The 16,551-nt window shown below is 45.4% G+C and carries 13 protein-coding genes; 4 read left to right on the top strand and 9 right to left on the bottom strand.

Features of this window, described 5'->3' with window-relative positions:
• Positions 1–4: 4 nt before the first annotated feature.
• The 4 genes from AC1RNB_RS09870 to AC1RNB_RS09855 all read right to left on the bottom strand — a co-directional run bounded on the left by AC1RNB_RS09870 (position 5) and on the right by AC1RNB_RS09855 (position 4,605).
• Complete coding sequence (locus AC1RNB_RS09870; protein ID WP_493082510.1) at positions 5–1,726, bottom strand: porin family protein; 1,722 nt, start codon at positions 1,724–1,726, stop codon at positions 5–7.
• Position 1,727: 1 nt separating this feature from the next.
• A complete protein-coding gene (locus AC1RNB_RS09865) occupies positions 1,728–2,267 on the bottom strand; it encodes an RNA polymerase sigma factor (RefSeq protein WP_493082509.1) in 540 nt (179 codons plus the stop codon).
• Between the two features lie 144 nt (positions 2,268–2,411).
• Positions 2,412–3,521: a carboxylate-amine ligase gene (locus tag AC1RNB_RS09860; protein ID WP_493082508.1), complete on the bottom strand. Its 1,110-nt coding sequence runs from the start codon at positions 3,519–3,521 to the stop codon at positions 2,412–2,414.
• A 130-nt stretch (positions 3,522–3,651) separates the two neighbouring features.
• Complete coding sequence (locus tag AC1RNB_RS09855) at positions 3,652–4,605, bottom strand: ATP-grasp domain-containing protein (protein ID WP_493082507.1); 954 nt, start codon at positions 4,603–4,605, stop codon at positions 3,652–3,654.
• Between the two features lie 191 nt (positions 4,606–4,796).
• Here AC1RNB_RS09855 and AC1RNB_RS09850 point away from each other — a divergent pair, with 191 nt between their 5' ends.
• Positions 4,797–5,618: an alpha/beta hydrolase gene (locus tag AC1RNB_RS09850; protein ID WP_493082506.1), complete on the top strand. Its 822-nt coding sequence runs from the start codon at positions 4,797–4,799 to the stop codon at positions 5,616–5,618.
• 407 nt (positions 5,619–6,025) lie between these two features.
• On the opposite strand, the gene AC1RNB_RS09845 is transcribed toward AC1RNB_RS09850, so the two are convergent.
• Positions 6,026–9,286 (bottom strand): TonB-dependent receptor, encoded by a 3,261-nt coding sequence (locus AC1RNB_RS09845; RefSeq protein WP_493082505.1) that lies wholly within the window; start codon positions 9,284–9,286, stop codon positions 6,026–6,028.
• Between the two features lie 398 nt (positions 9,287–9,684).
• On the opposite strand from AC1RNB_RS09845, the gene AC1RNB_RS09840 reads away from it, so the two are divergent.
• Entirely contained in the window at positions 9,685–10,887 is a 1,203-nt protein-coding gene (locus AC1RNB_RS09840; RefSeq protein WP_493082504.1) for a bifunctional 3,4-dihydroxy-2-butanone-4-phosphate synthase/GTP cyclohydrolase II, read from the top strand.
• 151 nt (positions 10,888–11,038) lie between these two features.
• Here the strand turns inward: AC1RNB_RS09840 and AC1RNB_RS09835 are convergent, their stop codons facing one another.
• From AC1RNB_RS09835 to AC1RNB_RS09825, 3 genes are all read right to left on the bottom strand, one after another.
• Entirely contained in the window at positions 11,039–12,016 is a 978-nt protein-coding gene (locus AC1RNB_RS09835) for a PhoH family protein (RefSeq protein WP_493082503.1), read from the bottom strand.
• Between the two features lie 180 nt (positions 12,017–12,196).
• Entirely contained in the window at positions 12,197–12,844 is a 648-nt protein-coding gene (gene rpe / locus AC1RNB_RS09830) for a ribulose-phosphate 3-epimerase (protein ID WP_493082502.1), read from the bottom strand.
• A 55-nt stretch (positions 12,845–12,899) separates the two neighbouring features.
• The gene (locus tag AC1RNB_RS09825; RefSeq protein WP_493082501.1) at positions 12,900–13,706 is read right to left on the bottom strand and encodes a tetratricopeptide repeat protein; all 807 of its coding nucleotides are present in this window, start codon (positions 13,704–13,706) and stop codon (positions 12,900–12,902) included.
• 96 nt (positions 13,707–13,802) lie between these two features.
• On the opposite strand from AC1RNB_RS09825, the gene AC1RNB_RS09820 reads away from it, so the two are divergent.
• Together AC1RNB_RS09820 and AC1RNB_RS09815 are read left to right on the top strand one after the other, a co-directional pair.
• Positions 13,803–14,891, top strand: a complete 1,089-nt coding sequence (locus AC1RNB_RS09820; RefSeq protein ID WP_493082500.1) for a TolB family protein — start codon at positions 13,803–13,805, stop codon at positions 14,889–14,891.
• Between the two features lie 145 nt (positions 14,892–15,036).
• Positions 15,037–15,510, top strand: a complete 474-nt coding sequence (locus tag AC1RNB_RS09815; protein ID WP_493082499.1) for a hypothetical protein — start codon at positions 15,037–15,039, stop codon at positions 15,508–15,510.
• A gap of 172 nt (positions 15,511–15,682) precedes the next feature.
• Here the strand turns inward: AC1RNB_RS09815 and AC1RNB_RS09810 are convergent, their stop codons facing one another.
• Positions 15,683–16,468 carry a DUF3108 domain-containing protein gene (locus tag AC1RNB_RS09810; RefSeq protein ID WP_493082498.1) on the bottom strand — a complete coding sequence of 262 codons (786 nt, stop codon included), beginning with the start codon at positions 16,466–16,468 and terminating at the stop codon, positions 15,683–15,685.
• Between the last annotated feature and the right edge of the window lie 83 nt (positions 16,469–16,551).

Below are 16,551 nucleotides of genomic sequence, written 5' to 3'. Positions count from 1 at the left end.
CCTGTTACTTTCGGTTTAAGTTGATCCGGAGCCCTACAGCCAATCCGCCCACGCTGAAGCGCTGTTTGAAGCTGGCCTGCTGGGTGGTCATATTAGATAAGTTGTACCGGAAATAGGGTTCAAAGAAAATATGCATATCCTCACTCATCTTTTTCACTACACTGAAACTGCCGATCAATCCCAGTCCTATATTGGTTTTGTATACATTATTGCCTGTTTTGGTCAGCGGTACAATGGCCAGTGAAGAATCCAGCATCACACCCTGGTACCAGGAAGAGATATTCACCGCCACACCTGCATTGATTCCGAATTTGAGGTCTTCATTGCCAAACTGGTAACCTACGGTTAACGGGATATCAAAACTGCGGTAACGGTTACGCACGGTATTATTCCGGAAACCCACTGTCTGTAATACGCTGGTATCCTGCACAATCACTGTATCGCCCGGTGCGCGGATAATGGTGCGTACGGTTACTACTGTAGTCGTTTTTACTTCGTTCTCTGTACGGTACACATATTTTTCGTTAGCCTGCGAATACTGTACACCTGCTTTTAACAGGATATTATCTGTAAGGGGTTTCACCAGCCGAAGTCCGGCGGAATAACCCACCTGCATACTTTCACTACTGTCTTTTTTCAGCATGTATAAGGGAGAGGCGGATACATTACTCACAGACTTAAACGACAAATCGGGAGAAGCATAGGCTTCCAGGTACCAGTCGGTATTGCGCCTGTTATCGGATGGGCAGATAATGATATTCTTGAACTGGTTGGTGTGGTTCAAGGTGGATAGTTGTTTATCCTGCAGGTTTTGCGACATATCATACCCGGTGAGGGTAGGAATGATAAAGGCAGGCAGCAGGTTTTGCTGATAAGAAGGTATCTCTTCTCTGTCATCTGTAATTGCCAGGGTTTTATCTGCCGCATGGGTTTTGTTCAGGAAAGGATCATAAGCTGTATTGGTAAGATCGTTGCCTGCAGGAGGAACGGGCTTTAACAGCTCTATTCCTTTTTTCCTGCGGATGCCCGATACGAAAATATCCTGGGAAGCAGAACCGGCTAAACGGTTATCAGTAGCATTGGCTGCAGGTGGCAGTAAGTTGCGGTTATGGTTACTATTGGCTGCATTCTCTGTTACAGGCGCTGTAGCCGGGGTTGTATTTGCTGAAGGAATAATTGCCTTATTCGGTGCTGCATTGGCGGCAGGCACCTGTGAAGCGGGTTCAGACTTACTGATGGATGATTCTGTTGCTTTCTCCTTGTGCGAACTGAAATAGAGATAACCACCCCAGGCACCGGCTGTTAACAGACCGAGAATCAAAACAGCTGCAGCAGGGTAGCGGAACCATAAGAAGCCGACTTTATCATCATCCTCTTCCTCCGGACGAACTTTCTCCCATAAACCAGCGGGTACCGGTGCTTCATGATCGATGAGTTTACCCGCTACAAACTGGTCAAACTGCCCATCGCTGATGCGGTCCCACAAACCAGCCGGAACAGGCGCTGCAGCACCGGTCAGCGTGCCGGCTACAAAACCATCAAACTGTTTATCGTTGATCTTATCCCATAACCCCTCCGGTACGGGGGCTTCAGCATCTTTTAAACTGTTGCCCACGAATTTGTCAAATTGACCTTCCACAACCTTATCCCAAAGACCTGCCGGCACGGGCACAGCGTGGTCTTTGAATTTGTCGTTGAAGAAGTCATCAAATTGGGTATCGTTCATCCTATACAGCAACTTTTTGTAATTGTAAGATTTGGTATTGCAGCATCTTCCGCGCTTTTACTAACTGGCTGCGGCTGGTGCCGGGTTGAATATGCAGCATTTCCGCTATCTCTTCATGACTATAGCCTTCAATCGCATTCAGGTTGAATACGAGGCGGTAACCATCCGGTAACTGGCTGATCAGTCTCATCAGGTCTGCTTCTCCCAGCTGCGAATAAGCCTGGGCATCAATAGAAGGGGCATTCTGGCTGTTATCGTCGATATCTTTGAACTGCAGTTTTTTCTTTTCCAGGTGGCGGATAGCAGTATTCACTACAATACGCCTGATCCATCCCTCAAAAGCACCTTCAAATTTGAACTGACCGATATACTGGAATACTTTGATAAAAGCATCCTGGATCATATCCTCGGCTTCCATCGAATCTTTGGCATAACGTAAACATACGCTCATCATCTTACCGGCATACCGGTCAAACAGCATGCGCTGGCACCGGGCATCGTTCCGGATGCAACCCTTTATCAGTTCGTATTCGTCGGTCACCTGGGGAGTGTTTTGTATAGTTTGGTAATTAGTAGATACCGCGGCAAGTTACTTCGTTGCTTTGATTGCAAGAGATTTTACCGGGTTTATATACTATAAATCCCACAACTATAAGCTGCGGGATTTATAGTAATAGTATGATAATCAAACTTTTAGAAATGAATCGTGGATATAATCCACCACATTTACCAGGCTACCGGTTTCGCGAAATACCGTTAATTGTCTGTCGGCACCCGTTCCTGTCTCAAAAATCCGGGCCACATAGTCAATCACATGACGGCTGCCCAACTCATCTACCACATCATCCACAAAGTCCAGCAGCTCATAAATCAGTGCTCTGGTATTCACTTCCGTTTCCTTGCCAAAATCGATCAGGGTACCATCAATCCCGTAACGACTCGCCCGCCATTTATTCTCGTTGATGAGGGAACGCTGGTAGATCATGAAGTTCAGGTTCTGTCCGCGCAGTTTATAGATTTTGGCACAGATGGCCTGAAACAACGCGGCAATGGTGATGGTTTCATTAATGGTCATCGGCACATCACAGATGCGGAACTCAACGGTATTGAAGAAGGGGTGTACTCGCAGGTCCCACCAGATCTTCTTGGCATTATCAATGCAATTGGTTTTGATCAGCAGGTTCACATAATTCTCATACGCTTCAATATTCTCAAAATAATCCGGGATGCCGGTTCTCGGGAACTTATCGAATACTTTGGTGCGGAAAGATTTATAACCCGTTTCCCGCCCTTCCCAGAAGGGAGAGTTGGTACTGAGGGCATACACATGCGGAAGAAAATAACGGGCCGTATTGGCGATATGAATGGCCATTCTGCGGTCTTCCATGCCCACATGTACATGCAGACCAAAAATCAGGTTACTTCTGGCCGCTTCCTGCAGTTCATTTACCAGTTCGTTGTAGCGTACATGATCCGTGATAAGTTGTGTTTCCCAATGACTGAAGGGATGGGTGCCTGCGGCACCGATCCAGTAACCCAGGTCGCCGGCAATCTGTGCAATATTGCCGCGCAGCGAGGCTACGTCTTTAAAGGCTTCTTCTATATTGGCGCAGATATCAGTACCTACTTCCACCACCGCCTGGTGCATTTCCGCTTTCACTTTGTCTTTCAGAATCTTCTGGCCCTCCTGCACAATCCGTTGCTCATGACTCTTCAACTCCCGCGTATGCGGGTCCAGCACCATATACTCTTCTTCTACGCCCAGTGTAAAATGTTTGAAATTCAGATTTCCCATAGCAGCAGCTTTCTTTAACGTGAATCGTGAGACATGAATCGTGAGTTGTCAATTGTCAATGGACAATGGTGAATAAAAGCCTCTCTCACTACTCACTACTCACCACTGACGACTGACGATTCACTACTCACTAATATAATTTCTTCCCGGCAGTACCTCTTTTCAGATATTCCCCCCAGGTAAGGTTATCTACTCCGTCTTTTTGTGCCTGTGCTTTTTCTATTGCAAAATTGGCGGCGGTTTCTACTACCCAGTCAAAATTTTCCTGTCCTACGCTTTTGATATCCGCATCCGGTGCCGGGTTACAGAAATCGATGGCATAGGGAACGCCATCCCGCAGGGCCAGTTCAACGGTGTTGAAATCATAACCGAGGTATTGGTTGATGCGCAGTACGATATCCGTCATCTCTTTCAGCTTTTCTGCCGAAGGTTTGAAATCTGCCACATAACGCAGGTGGTGCGGGTTGCGGGGTTCATAAGACATGATACGCACATGTTTGCCGCCGATACAGTAACAACGGTAATATTCCTCAAAAATGATCTCTTCCTGCAGCAGCATCACCAGTTGCTGGGTTTCGCTGTGTTTCTCAAAGAAATCATCCATATCGGTAAGCTTATACACGTTTTTCCATCCGCCACCGGCAAAGGGTTTCATGTACGCAGGGAAACCTACGTATTTAAAAATGCCTTCCCAATCCAGCGGATAAGCCAGGTTGCTGAAGGACTGGTCTGAAGTATCCGGCGGAAGGTCCCGCGAAGGAAGGATCACCGTTTTGGGAACGGGTACATCTATCTTGGTGGCGAGGCAATTGTTGAAAAACTTTTCATCCGCACTCCACCAGAAAGGATTGTTGATAACGGCAGTACCGCAGAGTGCCGCATTTTTTAAATAAGCCCGGTAAAAAGGGATATCCTGACTGATCCTGTCCACTATCACGGCATAGCCGCTTGATTCACCCTGCATCACTTTGTCTATACGTACAGGTTCGGCAACAATACCGGGAATATTCTTGCTGTTGATCCTCTCCACAAAAGCCATGGGAAAACTTCTTTCCTGGCCGAAAAGTATGCCGATCTTTTTCATAAGTAATCGTTTGGTAAATAATGAGGTTTTCCTGATAGGTTCCGTAGTCAATTTAGCGAAACTGATTCGAAATAAGAAGCCTGCCCGTATAAATATTTTCTGCTATAAGTGAAGCACCGCTATTGCTTCTTTGGTGGTTTTGTGGAGATTTCATTCCGCTGAATTGTGATCATTCCATTATTTTTGAAAACATGGCCGATACCAAACCGATTGTACTTTCTGCGGTAACCGTAGAACAGTTTACCCTCGCTTCAGAATACCTGGAACGGGAAGTGCGGGTAGATATGTACCTCCCGCTTCCGCAAAAGCAGGCCGACCAGTTAAGTCTGCTGCTCATTAACGATGGGCAGGACCTGGCCACCATGGCCTTTGACGAAATATTGGATGAGTTGATCTATTCCGGAACCATTGAACCGCTGGCCTGCGTAGGAATTCATTGCGGGCCGGAACGGAAAATGGAATACGGCACCGCTTACTCTGCCGACTTTAAAGGTAGAGGTGCCAAAGCGGGGCTGTACAGTAAATTCATTTTTGAAGAGTTATTGCCCTATATCCGCAAAACCTATCAGGCACCTTCTTTTAAACACAAGTCTTTTGCAGGTTTCTCACTGGGTGCATTAAGTGCAATGGATATTGTATGGAACCATGCGAGTGAATTCAATAAAGTGGGGTTATTCAGTCCTTCTTTGTGGTGGAGAAGAAAAGGTTATGATGATGGATATGACGATGAGCTGCACCGTTTGATGCACCTGCAGGTGCGCAAGGGGCATTTTCATCCCTGGTTACAGTTTTTCCTGGAATGTGGCAAACTGGATGAAACCGCCGACAGGAACCAGAACGGGGTGATTGATTCGATCGATGATGCACTGGACCTGATCGTAGAACTGAAAGCCAAAGGATATACCGATGCCCATATCGAATATCTGGAACTGGAAGATGGTAAACACGATGTAGCTACCTGGGGAAAAGCGTTTCCCGCATTTTTGAAATGGGGATGGGGATTGAATAATTAGTAGTTAGTAATCGGTGATTATTAATTAACGTCTTGTGCTATTGGATAATTCAAAATTCGGTTGGTTAGTAAAATAAAAACTGCTACTTCAGGGTGTTCAATGAAAAATTTCTAATCAGTCCGCCTTTGGCGGACGGGCCTCTTTTTGTTCGGTGCCGAGCGAAGGCGAGGGCAGACAAAATGATGCGTTGGCAGAAGAAAAAGCAGTCCCGCCATCGGCGGGATAACAGGGACGGGGCTCCCGCCGGTAGCGGGACCGTGAGCGACAAAAAATCCTGACTATCAGGGTGATTTTTAATACAATACGTTATTAATTACTAACTACTAATTCAGGACGGGACAGAATACAATAAAAAGAGGCTGCCTCGTTTGAGACAGCCTCTTTTCTATTGCTGGATAAAGTTAGGGTTAGAACGTGAAACGTAAACCTAACTGGCTGATCCAACGTGCGGCATAAGCAGCATTGGTACTGTTACTTACACCCCATGCAGAAGTTACATTCGGGTTAAAGCGGTAAGTAGGTGTCAGGTCTGTTGCACTCTTGTATCCGGCAAACTGCACCAGCGAAAACTGGTCGTTGCTCTGGAAATACTGGCGGCCCCAATCCCTGTTCAGCAGGTTACCCAGGTTAAATACATCATACGTTAACTGGAACTGGTAACGTTTGCCGGCCACCATGATATTGAAATCCTGTGCAATTTTCAGGTCAACGATATTGGTGAAAGGTAAACGGCTTCCGTTTCTTTCTGCATACTGTCCACGACGGTTACGCAGGTATTCGTCGTTCTGGATATAATTATTCAATGCAGCTTTCTGTACATCAGGGGCAGCGGTTACACCACTACCGGTTACAAAAGTCATATTGGCCAGATCACCGGCGGTTGGTACATAAATCAGGTCGTTAGTACCTGTTAAACCATCGTCCCTTGTCATACTGTTGGAACCATATACATAGCTAAGCGGAGAGCCGGACTGACCAGTGTAAGCCAGAGTGATGGTTGTTGCCAGCGACTTGTTGGCATATTCAAATTTCTTGCTCAGGTAAGCAAAAATCCTGTGACCTGCGCTGAAATCAGAAATAGAACGGGTGATATAGTTACGTCCGTTAACGGTTTCCATAAACCTCCACTGACTCAGGTTAACAGAGCTGGTACCTTCATTCAGTGTGAAAGAGTTACCATAGCTATAGTTCACCTCAAAAGTGAAATTGGTACGGGTACGTTTGGTTAAACTGATTGTTGTACCATACGCAAAGCCTGTTTTGTCTGTGTTATTGCTTAACAGGATGGCATTATCGTAAGGGTTGCTGCCATCTGCGTTAATCGGAATTTTCGCATTGTTAACAGTAGAATATACATTACGTGTGTCAGGTCCTACGGCTTTTCCTACAGGAGGTAGAAGGTTGATATTGGTGTAGTTGATCTCATTGATATTTTTGGAGAAAAATCCTTCCAGTGTTCCAGACCAACCATCGCCAAAGCGTTTATCTACGGCCAGTGAAGCTCTGAAGATCTTAGGCAGTTTAAACTCAGAAGATACCAGGTTCAAAGGTCCTTTGGTTACGCCGGCACCCACTTCGCTTGGTTTCCACTGGTTGTTGGGATCGTTGCGGAAACGGATCAGCGCCAGCTGTGTACTATTGGCAGTATAACCTCCAATGAAAATACCATTATTGTTATACACACCACCAGGCCATACCAATGGAATACGTCCTACAAACAGGCCAAAACCTCCACGTACGGTCATATTTTCATCAGGTATTTTGTATACGAAACCTACGCGGGGAGAGAATGAAATAGGCACTTTTGGTGTAGCACCTGAACGTGCACCTTTCAGATCCCAGTACTGCGAAAATTTAGGAATAGCTACCGTGTTGGTATAGATATCTTCCCATGGTTTGCTCAGGAATTTGGAATAATCTGCACGGATACCAAAATTCAACGTCAGGTTATCATTGGCTCTGTACTCATCCTGAATAAACAAGGAACCTGAAGCGTATTTGAATTTGGCAGCAGCATTGGTATTATCACCTTTACCATTATCGATCTGCGGGAAACCGTAGGTATAGGCACTGGGTGCTGCATTGGTTAAAAATGCATTCAGGTTAGGAAAAGTATAGTTACCAAAAGTGTTCTGGATAAAGGCATTGAATACACCGCTGTACTCCCAATCCACACCCACTTTCAAACCATGTTTACCGGCAGTGAACTTGAATTCATTGAACACGGTCCAGTTTTTCTGCGTAAGCAGGTTAACAGTAGAGCTATTGTCTGGCCCGAATATGATGGCACCGGAACCGTCATTGATACGAACACGGGGGAAATCCTGTCCCATTGGTCTGCGGTCATCCGATACATCCGTAAACGTGATCAGCAATTTATTGGAAGCATTTCTGCCTACGACACTTTTCAATTCTGCCGAAGTAGAATTACTGCGGGTAGGGAAACTATAACCGTTATTGTAGAAATTGATAAGACTGGTACTGCTGGTGCTGGTATTCAAGCGTTCACCTTTGGTGTAACGGTTGCTCAGTGTCAGCTTATGTTTATCGCTGATATTCCAGTCGATACGGGCAGCAATCCTGTCGGCTTTTACTTCTTCTGTATTATCCTGAAAGCCACCGGGTTCATAACCATAATTGGTCCGCAGGGTATTGGCCAGGTTATTCAGGATAGTCAGATCCTTGGTATTACCGGCATAACTATTGAAATCAAATGGCTGAGGGCGGATATCGCGCTGCAGGTCTACGTTGATAAAATAGAACAGTTTGTTTTTCACAAAAGCACCACCTACACGGAAACCATAGGTTTTTTTAGAGAAATTACTCAGTTTGGTAGCATTCTCTTTCAATCCTGTAGGTGTTTTACCCGCCAGGTTCTGGTTCTGGAGGAAATAATAAACAGAACCTTCGGTTTTATTGGTGCCACCTTTGGTAATGGCATTGATACCACCTCCTACAAAGTGACCCTGGGCCGCATCGTAAGGAGAGATAACCACCTGGAACTGATCGATCGCATCAATAGAGATCGGGGATATGCTCGCCTGACCACCATTGGTTCCGGAAGCTGCCAGACCAAATACGTCGTTATTGATCGCACCATCTACATAAAAAGCGTTGTAACGGTTGTTCTGTCCGGCGATGGAAATGGCACCTTCTGTACCATTCACCAGTTTCGCCTGGGGAACTGCGCGGAGATAATCATATATATTACGTCCAACAGTAGGCAGATTGGCCATTTTGTCGCGGCCAATGGTTGTTTCGGTACCCCCTTTGCCGGAAGCATCGGTTGTTTTACGCAAACCGGTTACCACTACATTACCCAGGTTGGAAGCCTTGGGAGCCAGGGCAAAATCAACCCGGTATACATCACCCAGTGTAAGGAAGATATCTGTTTTTTTCTCGTTCGTGAAGTTGATGAACGATACTTCCACAGAATAAGGACCTCCGGGGTTCAGGTTATTTACGTCAAAACGACCGCCATTGCGGCTCTGAACGCGGTAAATAGTACCGGTGGGTTCATGCGTAACTGTTACAGTGGCACCTACCAGCGGTTCACCTGTATTGGTTTTAACGGAACCTCCCATACTACTGGTGGTGGTCTGTGCCAGTGTAAATGCCGGCAAGAGCAGAACCGCCAGTACAAATTGTACAATTCTTTTACTAAGCATAGTGTTAATTTTTCAAATGCAAAGAAAGCAAATATTCCCGTGTGTATAGTCAGGTGATATTAACAAATTATTGTCAAAAGGCCCTTTTGGCTATTTTACCCGTAAACTTGGTATCTTTTTATCTTTTTGGGTGATATTTTGTTGTTTTTCAAGGTAAACGCAATTTTTTTGACATGTATTCAGAATACGGTTGTGGATAACTACCCTGCCGTAAACCTATATTTTCTATTTTCCCTGTTTCACTCCCGAAATACAGGTCAATCTGATCTGAATCGTTACTTTTTGGAAAAAGAGGTCGTTTTCGGGATTTGTAAAATTTCGGGCGTAGGCGGGCTTTTCTTCAGGTTTATGACCGAAGTACCCCGCCCGCACTGTAATTTTGCATTTCAATAATTTTTATGTTAGACAGGATCGAGCAAGCGATAGAAGACATCCGTAAAGGGGAAATGGTGATTGTGGTAGATGATGAGGATCGTGAAAACGAAGGCGATTTTATCATTGCAGCAGAACATACCACCCCGGAAGTGATCAATTTTATGAGTAAGGAGGGCAGGGGATTGATCTGCGCCGCATTGACCGAAAAACGTTGCGCTGAACTGGAACTGGGACCCATGGTTACCTCCAATACCTCATTGCATGAAACCGCTTTTACGGTATCGGTTGACCTGATCGGTCAAGGTACGACTACCGGTATTTCGGCCCAGGACAGGGCCAAAACCATACAGGCATTGGTGAACCCGAAAACGCATCCTTCCGAATTAGGCCGTCCCGGACATATTTTCCCACTCAAAGCCAAAACCGGTGGAGTATTACGGAGAACCGGGCATACAGAAGCGGCGGTAGACCTGGCAAGACTGGCTGGCCTTGAACCTGCAGGGGTATTGGTTGAAGTGATGAACGAAGATGGTACCATGGCCCGTTTGCCGCAATTACTGGAGATCGCTAAGAAATTTGACCTGAAAATTATTTCTATCAAAGACCTGATCGACTACCGGCTAAAAACTGATTCGCTGATTGAAGAACTGGTGCGGGTGGATATGCCTACCAAATATGGCCATTTTACCCTCGTGGCTTTTAAAGAAAAAACCACCGGTGCAGAACACCTGGCATTGATTAAGGGTAGCTGGACAGAAGACGAAGCGGTTTTAACCAGGGTGCACAGCAGTTGTTTCACCGGCGATATCCTCGGTAGTTTCCGTTGCGATTGCGGCGACCAGCTGCACAAAGCCATGCAAATGGTAGAGCAGGAAGGCAAAGGAATCATTCTCTATATGAACCAGGAAGGAAGAGGGATTGGTCTTGTAAATAAACTCAAAGCCTACAAACTGCAGGAGGAGGGAATGGATACCGTAGAAGCCAACCTGCATCTCGGCTTTGGCATGGATGAAAGAGATTATGGGGTAGGGGCACAGATCCTTCGTTACCTGGGCGCCACCAAATTAAAACTGATGAGCAATAATCCCCGCAAACGCGCCGGATTAAAAGGGTACGGACTGGAGATGGTGGAGATTGTTCCCATCGAAATCCATCCCAACTCACATAACCGCAGATACCTCGAAACCAAGCGGGATAAATTAGGACATGAGATACTGGGAGATTAGTGGTACGTGAATCGTCAATCGTCAATCGTGAGTGGTGAGTAAGGAGTCGGCAATCAGCATGCTTTTACTCACTACTGACTACTCACCACTCACTATCTATCTATTGCATAAAAAGTAAAGGTCTCAATCAAATTGAGACCTTTACTTTTTATTATCTGTGATGCCCCTGATCGGTGTCTTCTTTTTCTTTCTCGTATGCTTTGATGATGGCTTTTACCAGGCGGTGACGTACCACATCTTCCTCCGTTAATTCGATATGTGAAATGCCATCGATATTTTTCAGGATCCGGGTTGATTTTTCCAGACCGCTGCGCATATTACGTGGCAGATCCACCTGGGTAGGGTCGCCGGTGATGATGGCTTTGGCATTGGCACCGATACGGGTAAGGAACATCTTCAACTGAAGATCATTCGTATTCTGCGCCTCATCCAGGATGATAAATGCATTATCCAGGGTACGTCCGCGCATATAGGCCAGCGGGGCGATCTCAATGGTGCGGGTACTCATATAATAACCGAGTTTATCGGCCGGTATCATATCATCCAGCGCATCATATAGGGGACGCAGATAAGGATCGATTTTTTCTTTCAGGTCGCCGGGAAGAAAACCTAAACTTTCGCCGGCTTCTACCGCAGGTCGGGTAAGGATGATTTTCTTGACCACTTTATTCTTCAGCGCCCGCACTGCCAATGCAACGGCGGTATAAGTTTTACCGGTGCCGGCTGGTCCGATGGCAAATACGATATCATTTCTGTCAACCGCATGCACCATTTTTTTCTGGTTCTGTGTACGGGCTCTGACGGTTTTACCATTGGGGCCGAAAACGAGAATGTCGTTGGGATTACGGTCAACAAAATTGTCAACAGTTTCTGCATCATCGCCACCCAGGATCTGTTCAAAGTAATTTTCACTCAGGTGACCATTGCGTTCGAGGTACTGAATGATGAGGTCGATCTTTTCTTTTGCTGTTTCAATCTGTTCAGGAGCCCCGCTCAGTTTTAATTGCGTCCCGCGGGAAAGGATCTTTAATAATGGGAATTTCTTTTTCAGCAAATCTAACTTTCCGTTATTGACACCAAAGAATTCGATGGGATTAACGGAGTCGAGGTTAATGATGGTTTCTGTCAAGCTGATGAGATTTTAATGGATTAGTAAGATCTGAACTACTATTCCAAATTTAACTGGAAGACAATATAAAATCCTAACACTTCTTATACACAGATGTGGATAGTGTTTTGCCGGTATATTGTCTGTTACCTGTAAGAAAAACCACTAGGAAGTTTGTATGATTTTCTGCAGAGTGTACCGTTATAACTTTTTCAAAGCAGCAATCGTAGCAACCGGATCTGCAGATCTGAAAACGGTATTGCCCGCCACCAGTACATCTGCACCAGCCTGCAATATAGCACCTGCATTGTCCAGTGTAACACCGCCATCGATCTCGATCAGCGTAGAAGATCCACCATCTATGATCATTTGTTTCAGTGCGCGTATCTTATCGAGAGTGCGGGGAATGAATTGTTGTCCGCCAAACCCAGGGTTCACACTCATCAGGCAAACCAAATCAATATCCTGAATGATATCGGCCAGGAGCGATACCGGTGTATGCGGATTCAGTGCCACGCCCGCTTTCATGCCCAGACTTTTGATCTGCTGCAGGTTGCGGTGCAGGTGCGGACAGGCTTCTATATGTACGGTAAGGATGTTGGCACCGGCTTTCTGAAATGCTTCTGCATATTTACCGGGCTCCAGAATCATCAGGTGTACATCGCAAACTTTGGTAGTGGCTTTACATACCCTTTCAATGACAGGAAATCCAAAACTGATATTGGGTACAAAACTTCCGTCCATCACATCCAGGTGAAGCCAATCGGCCTGGCTGGTATTGATCATATCACAATCTTTCTGAAGATTCAGAAAATCGGCACTTAAGAGGGAGGGAGCAATGATGGCCATGATTCAATTTTGATGCTGCGAAATTGCAGAATTTATTGCTTGTCTGCGATTAAATTTATTTAGCGCCTAAGCGGTTCAATGCTGCGGCTGCTTCTGTTAATGTTGGATCCAGGGTTAAGGATTTCCGGTAATTATCAATGGCTTCTGCGGGTTGCTTCAATATTTCTCTGCATTTGGCAATCCAGTAATAACCATCAGCATAGGTATTTTTTATGGTTACCACTGTCTGGAATATCTGCAGTGCTTCCTGGGTTTGATGGTGATCAAAATACAGAAAGCCTTTTTCCATATACGCTTCCATATAATTCAGGTCGTTGCGGATACAATTGTTGAATGATTCTATCGCTTTTGCCTGATTACCAGTTCTTGCGTAATAAATACCTGTAATAAAATGGCAATGTGCCACATACTCTCTACCCATTCCCAAAGCCATCAGTTGTTGGCAAATCCGCAGGGCCGTAGTATCCTTTTTCTCCGCCAGCAGGTTGGCAGCAGCCAGCATGGCATCGGGCGATGGATATATGCGGATGGCATACCGGTAAGACCGTAATGCCCCGGTAGTATCTTTGGCATTTTCCTGTAGGAGGGCTTTGCGGTACCAAAGACCGTAGTTCAGGCTGTCTTTTCTGATCAGGGAATCCAGCTGTCCAAGAGCCTGTGGGTAAGCGCCCAAACTATCCAGTGCATCCACCAGCTTCATCCGCAGGCCCATACTGTCGGGATATTGTTCTACAATGCTCAGCAGGTTTTGCACTGGTGCGGGCATATTCTCTTTGGGCAGGGTACCAGGTACTTTTTCTTTCAGATCGTTTTTACAGGCTGCCAGCAGCAGTACACAAAAGACGATTTTCCATACTTTCATCCGGTAAAATTAAGCAGATAGAATGGCACGTGACAGTTTTCTGACGTAAGACTGTTGCCGGAAACCTATTTTTGCCGAATATTAACAAATAACCATATGAAAAGAGGATTGATTATTTGGGTATGCCTGTTGGCAGGTATTGGTCAGTTACTGGCTCAACCATCACAGGCTGTCGTAAATGATTCTGTTTTATTTGCCGGTGAAAAGCATTTTAAAAATGTACGTCAGTTAACTTTTGGCGGAGATAATGCGGAAGCTTATTGGAGTTATGATGGCAAGAGCATTATTTTTCAACGCACCAACCCTAAAGAAGGGATTACCTGCGACCAGATCTTTATCGGAAAAATTCCTACCAAACCGGATGAGAAGTTCACCTATAAAATGGTGAGCACTGGTAAAGGCCGGACTACCTGTGCGTATTTCCTGCCCGATGGTAAACATATCCTGTATGCTTCTACGCATAAGGGAGCAGATACCTGCCCGCCTACACCCGACCGTAAAAAATACGGCAACCGTTATATCTGGCCATTGTATGATAGTTATGATATTTTCATGGCTGATCTGAATGGAAAGATCGTAAAGCAAATTACTACTGCTAAGGGGTATGATGCTGAAGGAACCTTATCGCCCGATGGCAAAAAGATGATCTATTGCAGCGATAAAGACGGAGACCTGGATTTATACATCATGGATCTCGCCACCGGTAAAGAAAAGCGCATCACCAATATGCTGGGGTATGATGGCGGTGCCTGGTTTAGCCCGGATGGTAAAAAAATTGTTTGGCGTGCCAGCCGCCCCAAAACCGATGCCGAGATCAAAGAATATAAGGAACTGCTGGCCGAGGGGATGGTAGCACCTACGCATATGGAAGTATGGGTAGCAGATGCAGATGGAAAAAATGCCAAACAGATCACCAACCTTGAACAGGCTAACTGGGCGCCCAATTTTACACCCGATAGCAAACGAATCATCTTCTGCAGTAACCATGAATACAAAAGAGGATTTCCTTTTAATATGTACCTCACCGATATCAATGGTAAGGGCCTTGAAAAGATCAGCCGCGATAAGGGCTTTGATGCTTTCCCCATGTTCAGTCCGGACGGCAAAAAGATCATTTTCGCCTCTAACCGTAATAATGGCGGCACAAGGGATACGAATCTGTTTGTGGCAGATTGGGTGGAGTAGTGAATGGTGAATGGGTAATTGTGAATGGGGAGTGTGGTAGAAAAGCCTGGGCATCTTTCATCATTGACAATTGACCATTCACGAAAGAAACATTCGTTTTTCCCAAAACCCTGCTTTATCTTTCACTTATAAAAAAATTATCGATATGCAAACAGGAATGGTACACTTACATAATTTTCTTCGTTGGGTAATTCTGGTCTTGTTGCTGGTCTCTATCCTGAAAGCCTATAGCGGCTGGCAGGGTAAAAAGGCTTTTGCCGCAGGCGATAAGAAGATCTGGTTATTCACCATGATCAGTGCACATATCACTTTATTACTGGGATTGTACCAGGTTTTTATGGGTCGTTACGGGATATTGACCACTACCTTACCCGAGGGCACCAGTGCTATGAAAGATAAGTTCTTCCGTTTTTACTGGGTAGAACATCCGCTGGGAATGGTCATCGCCATCATTCTGATCACCCTGGGATATGGTATGGCCAAAAAAGCGGTTAGTGATGAAGTGAAGTATAAAAAGGCCTTCTATTATTTCCTCATCGCCCTGATCGTGGTACTGGCCAGTATTCCATGGCCTTTCAGGGAAATTGTAGGAAGACCCTGGTTTCCGGGGATGAATTAAACTGATAAAAGCCGCATGATTGCGGCTTTTTTGTTGTTGAAAGAAGAGGGGAAATGAACAGATGAACAGATGAACAGACGAACAGATGAATAAGGAACAGGAAGAACTTAGAACAAGGAAAGTAGAACTAAAGAGTTCTGCCAGTTACCCAACTTCTTTATAAATAATCAGTTTAATTACTGAAGGCTAATTTGATTTTATACCGGTAACGTGTACCGAACTGTTGCTCCAGTTTCAGCACTTCTTTGGTTTTCTTGCTGATATAAAAAACTTCGTGATTCTGCATGCGGTCGAAATCTTTGTGTTCGAGTAACCAGCAATCGATCTGCTGCCCGTCAAAACCAGTAAGCGTAGCGCTGCCGGTAACGGTATAATACACCAGTTTGGGGGCGGGGAATCCCGGATCATAAAAGTTGATGGCAAAAGTGGTGTTGGGTTTATAAGGTAGGAGGGGGAATGTTTCCAGATCGAGATGCCAGTTCAATACATATTGGCCGAAGGACTGTTCAAAAGCTTTGTAACGTTTTACGTTATTGCTGTCTGCATCATGGCTGTTCACTGCTTTGCCATTGATCATCGCTTCCCGGCTGATAAAATCCCAACGGCTGCTGGTATTCCCCTTGTTCCACACATCATGTAATAAAGGTGCAAAGGTTTTGCGGTTGCATACGGAATATACTTTGTGAACAACGGTATCATTGCTTTCCCATTCCTGTGTAACACTAATGGCTTCTTTACCCTGGTAGCTAATGAGGTCTATCTTCCTGGTCCAGGTACTGAACCTGGACCGGCTGCTGTCTTTTCCCATTTTAAAGTATACCAGCCAGCGATGGGTGCCCGGCTGCAGTACAGAAGGCCTCACATCTGAGGGTTTGACCAGTAATGTGTCCATTTTTTGGGCCTGTGCCATCAAATGACCCAGCAGCAGGAAAACCAGAACGGTAGTAAATATTTTCATACAAATTGGTTTAGACTACAAAAATGAAACAGGGAAAACACCGGTTCCGGGGAATTAAACAGATGGCTGGTTTTTTTCAATCA

The sequence above is a fragment of the Sediminibacterium sp. GW821-FHT12F12 genome (genome assembly GCF_058806635.1).
This window is presented reverse-complemented; position numbering and strand designations above follow the sequence as displayed.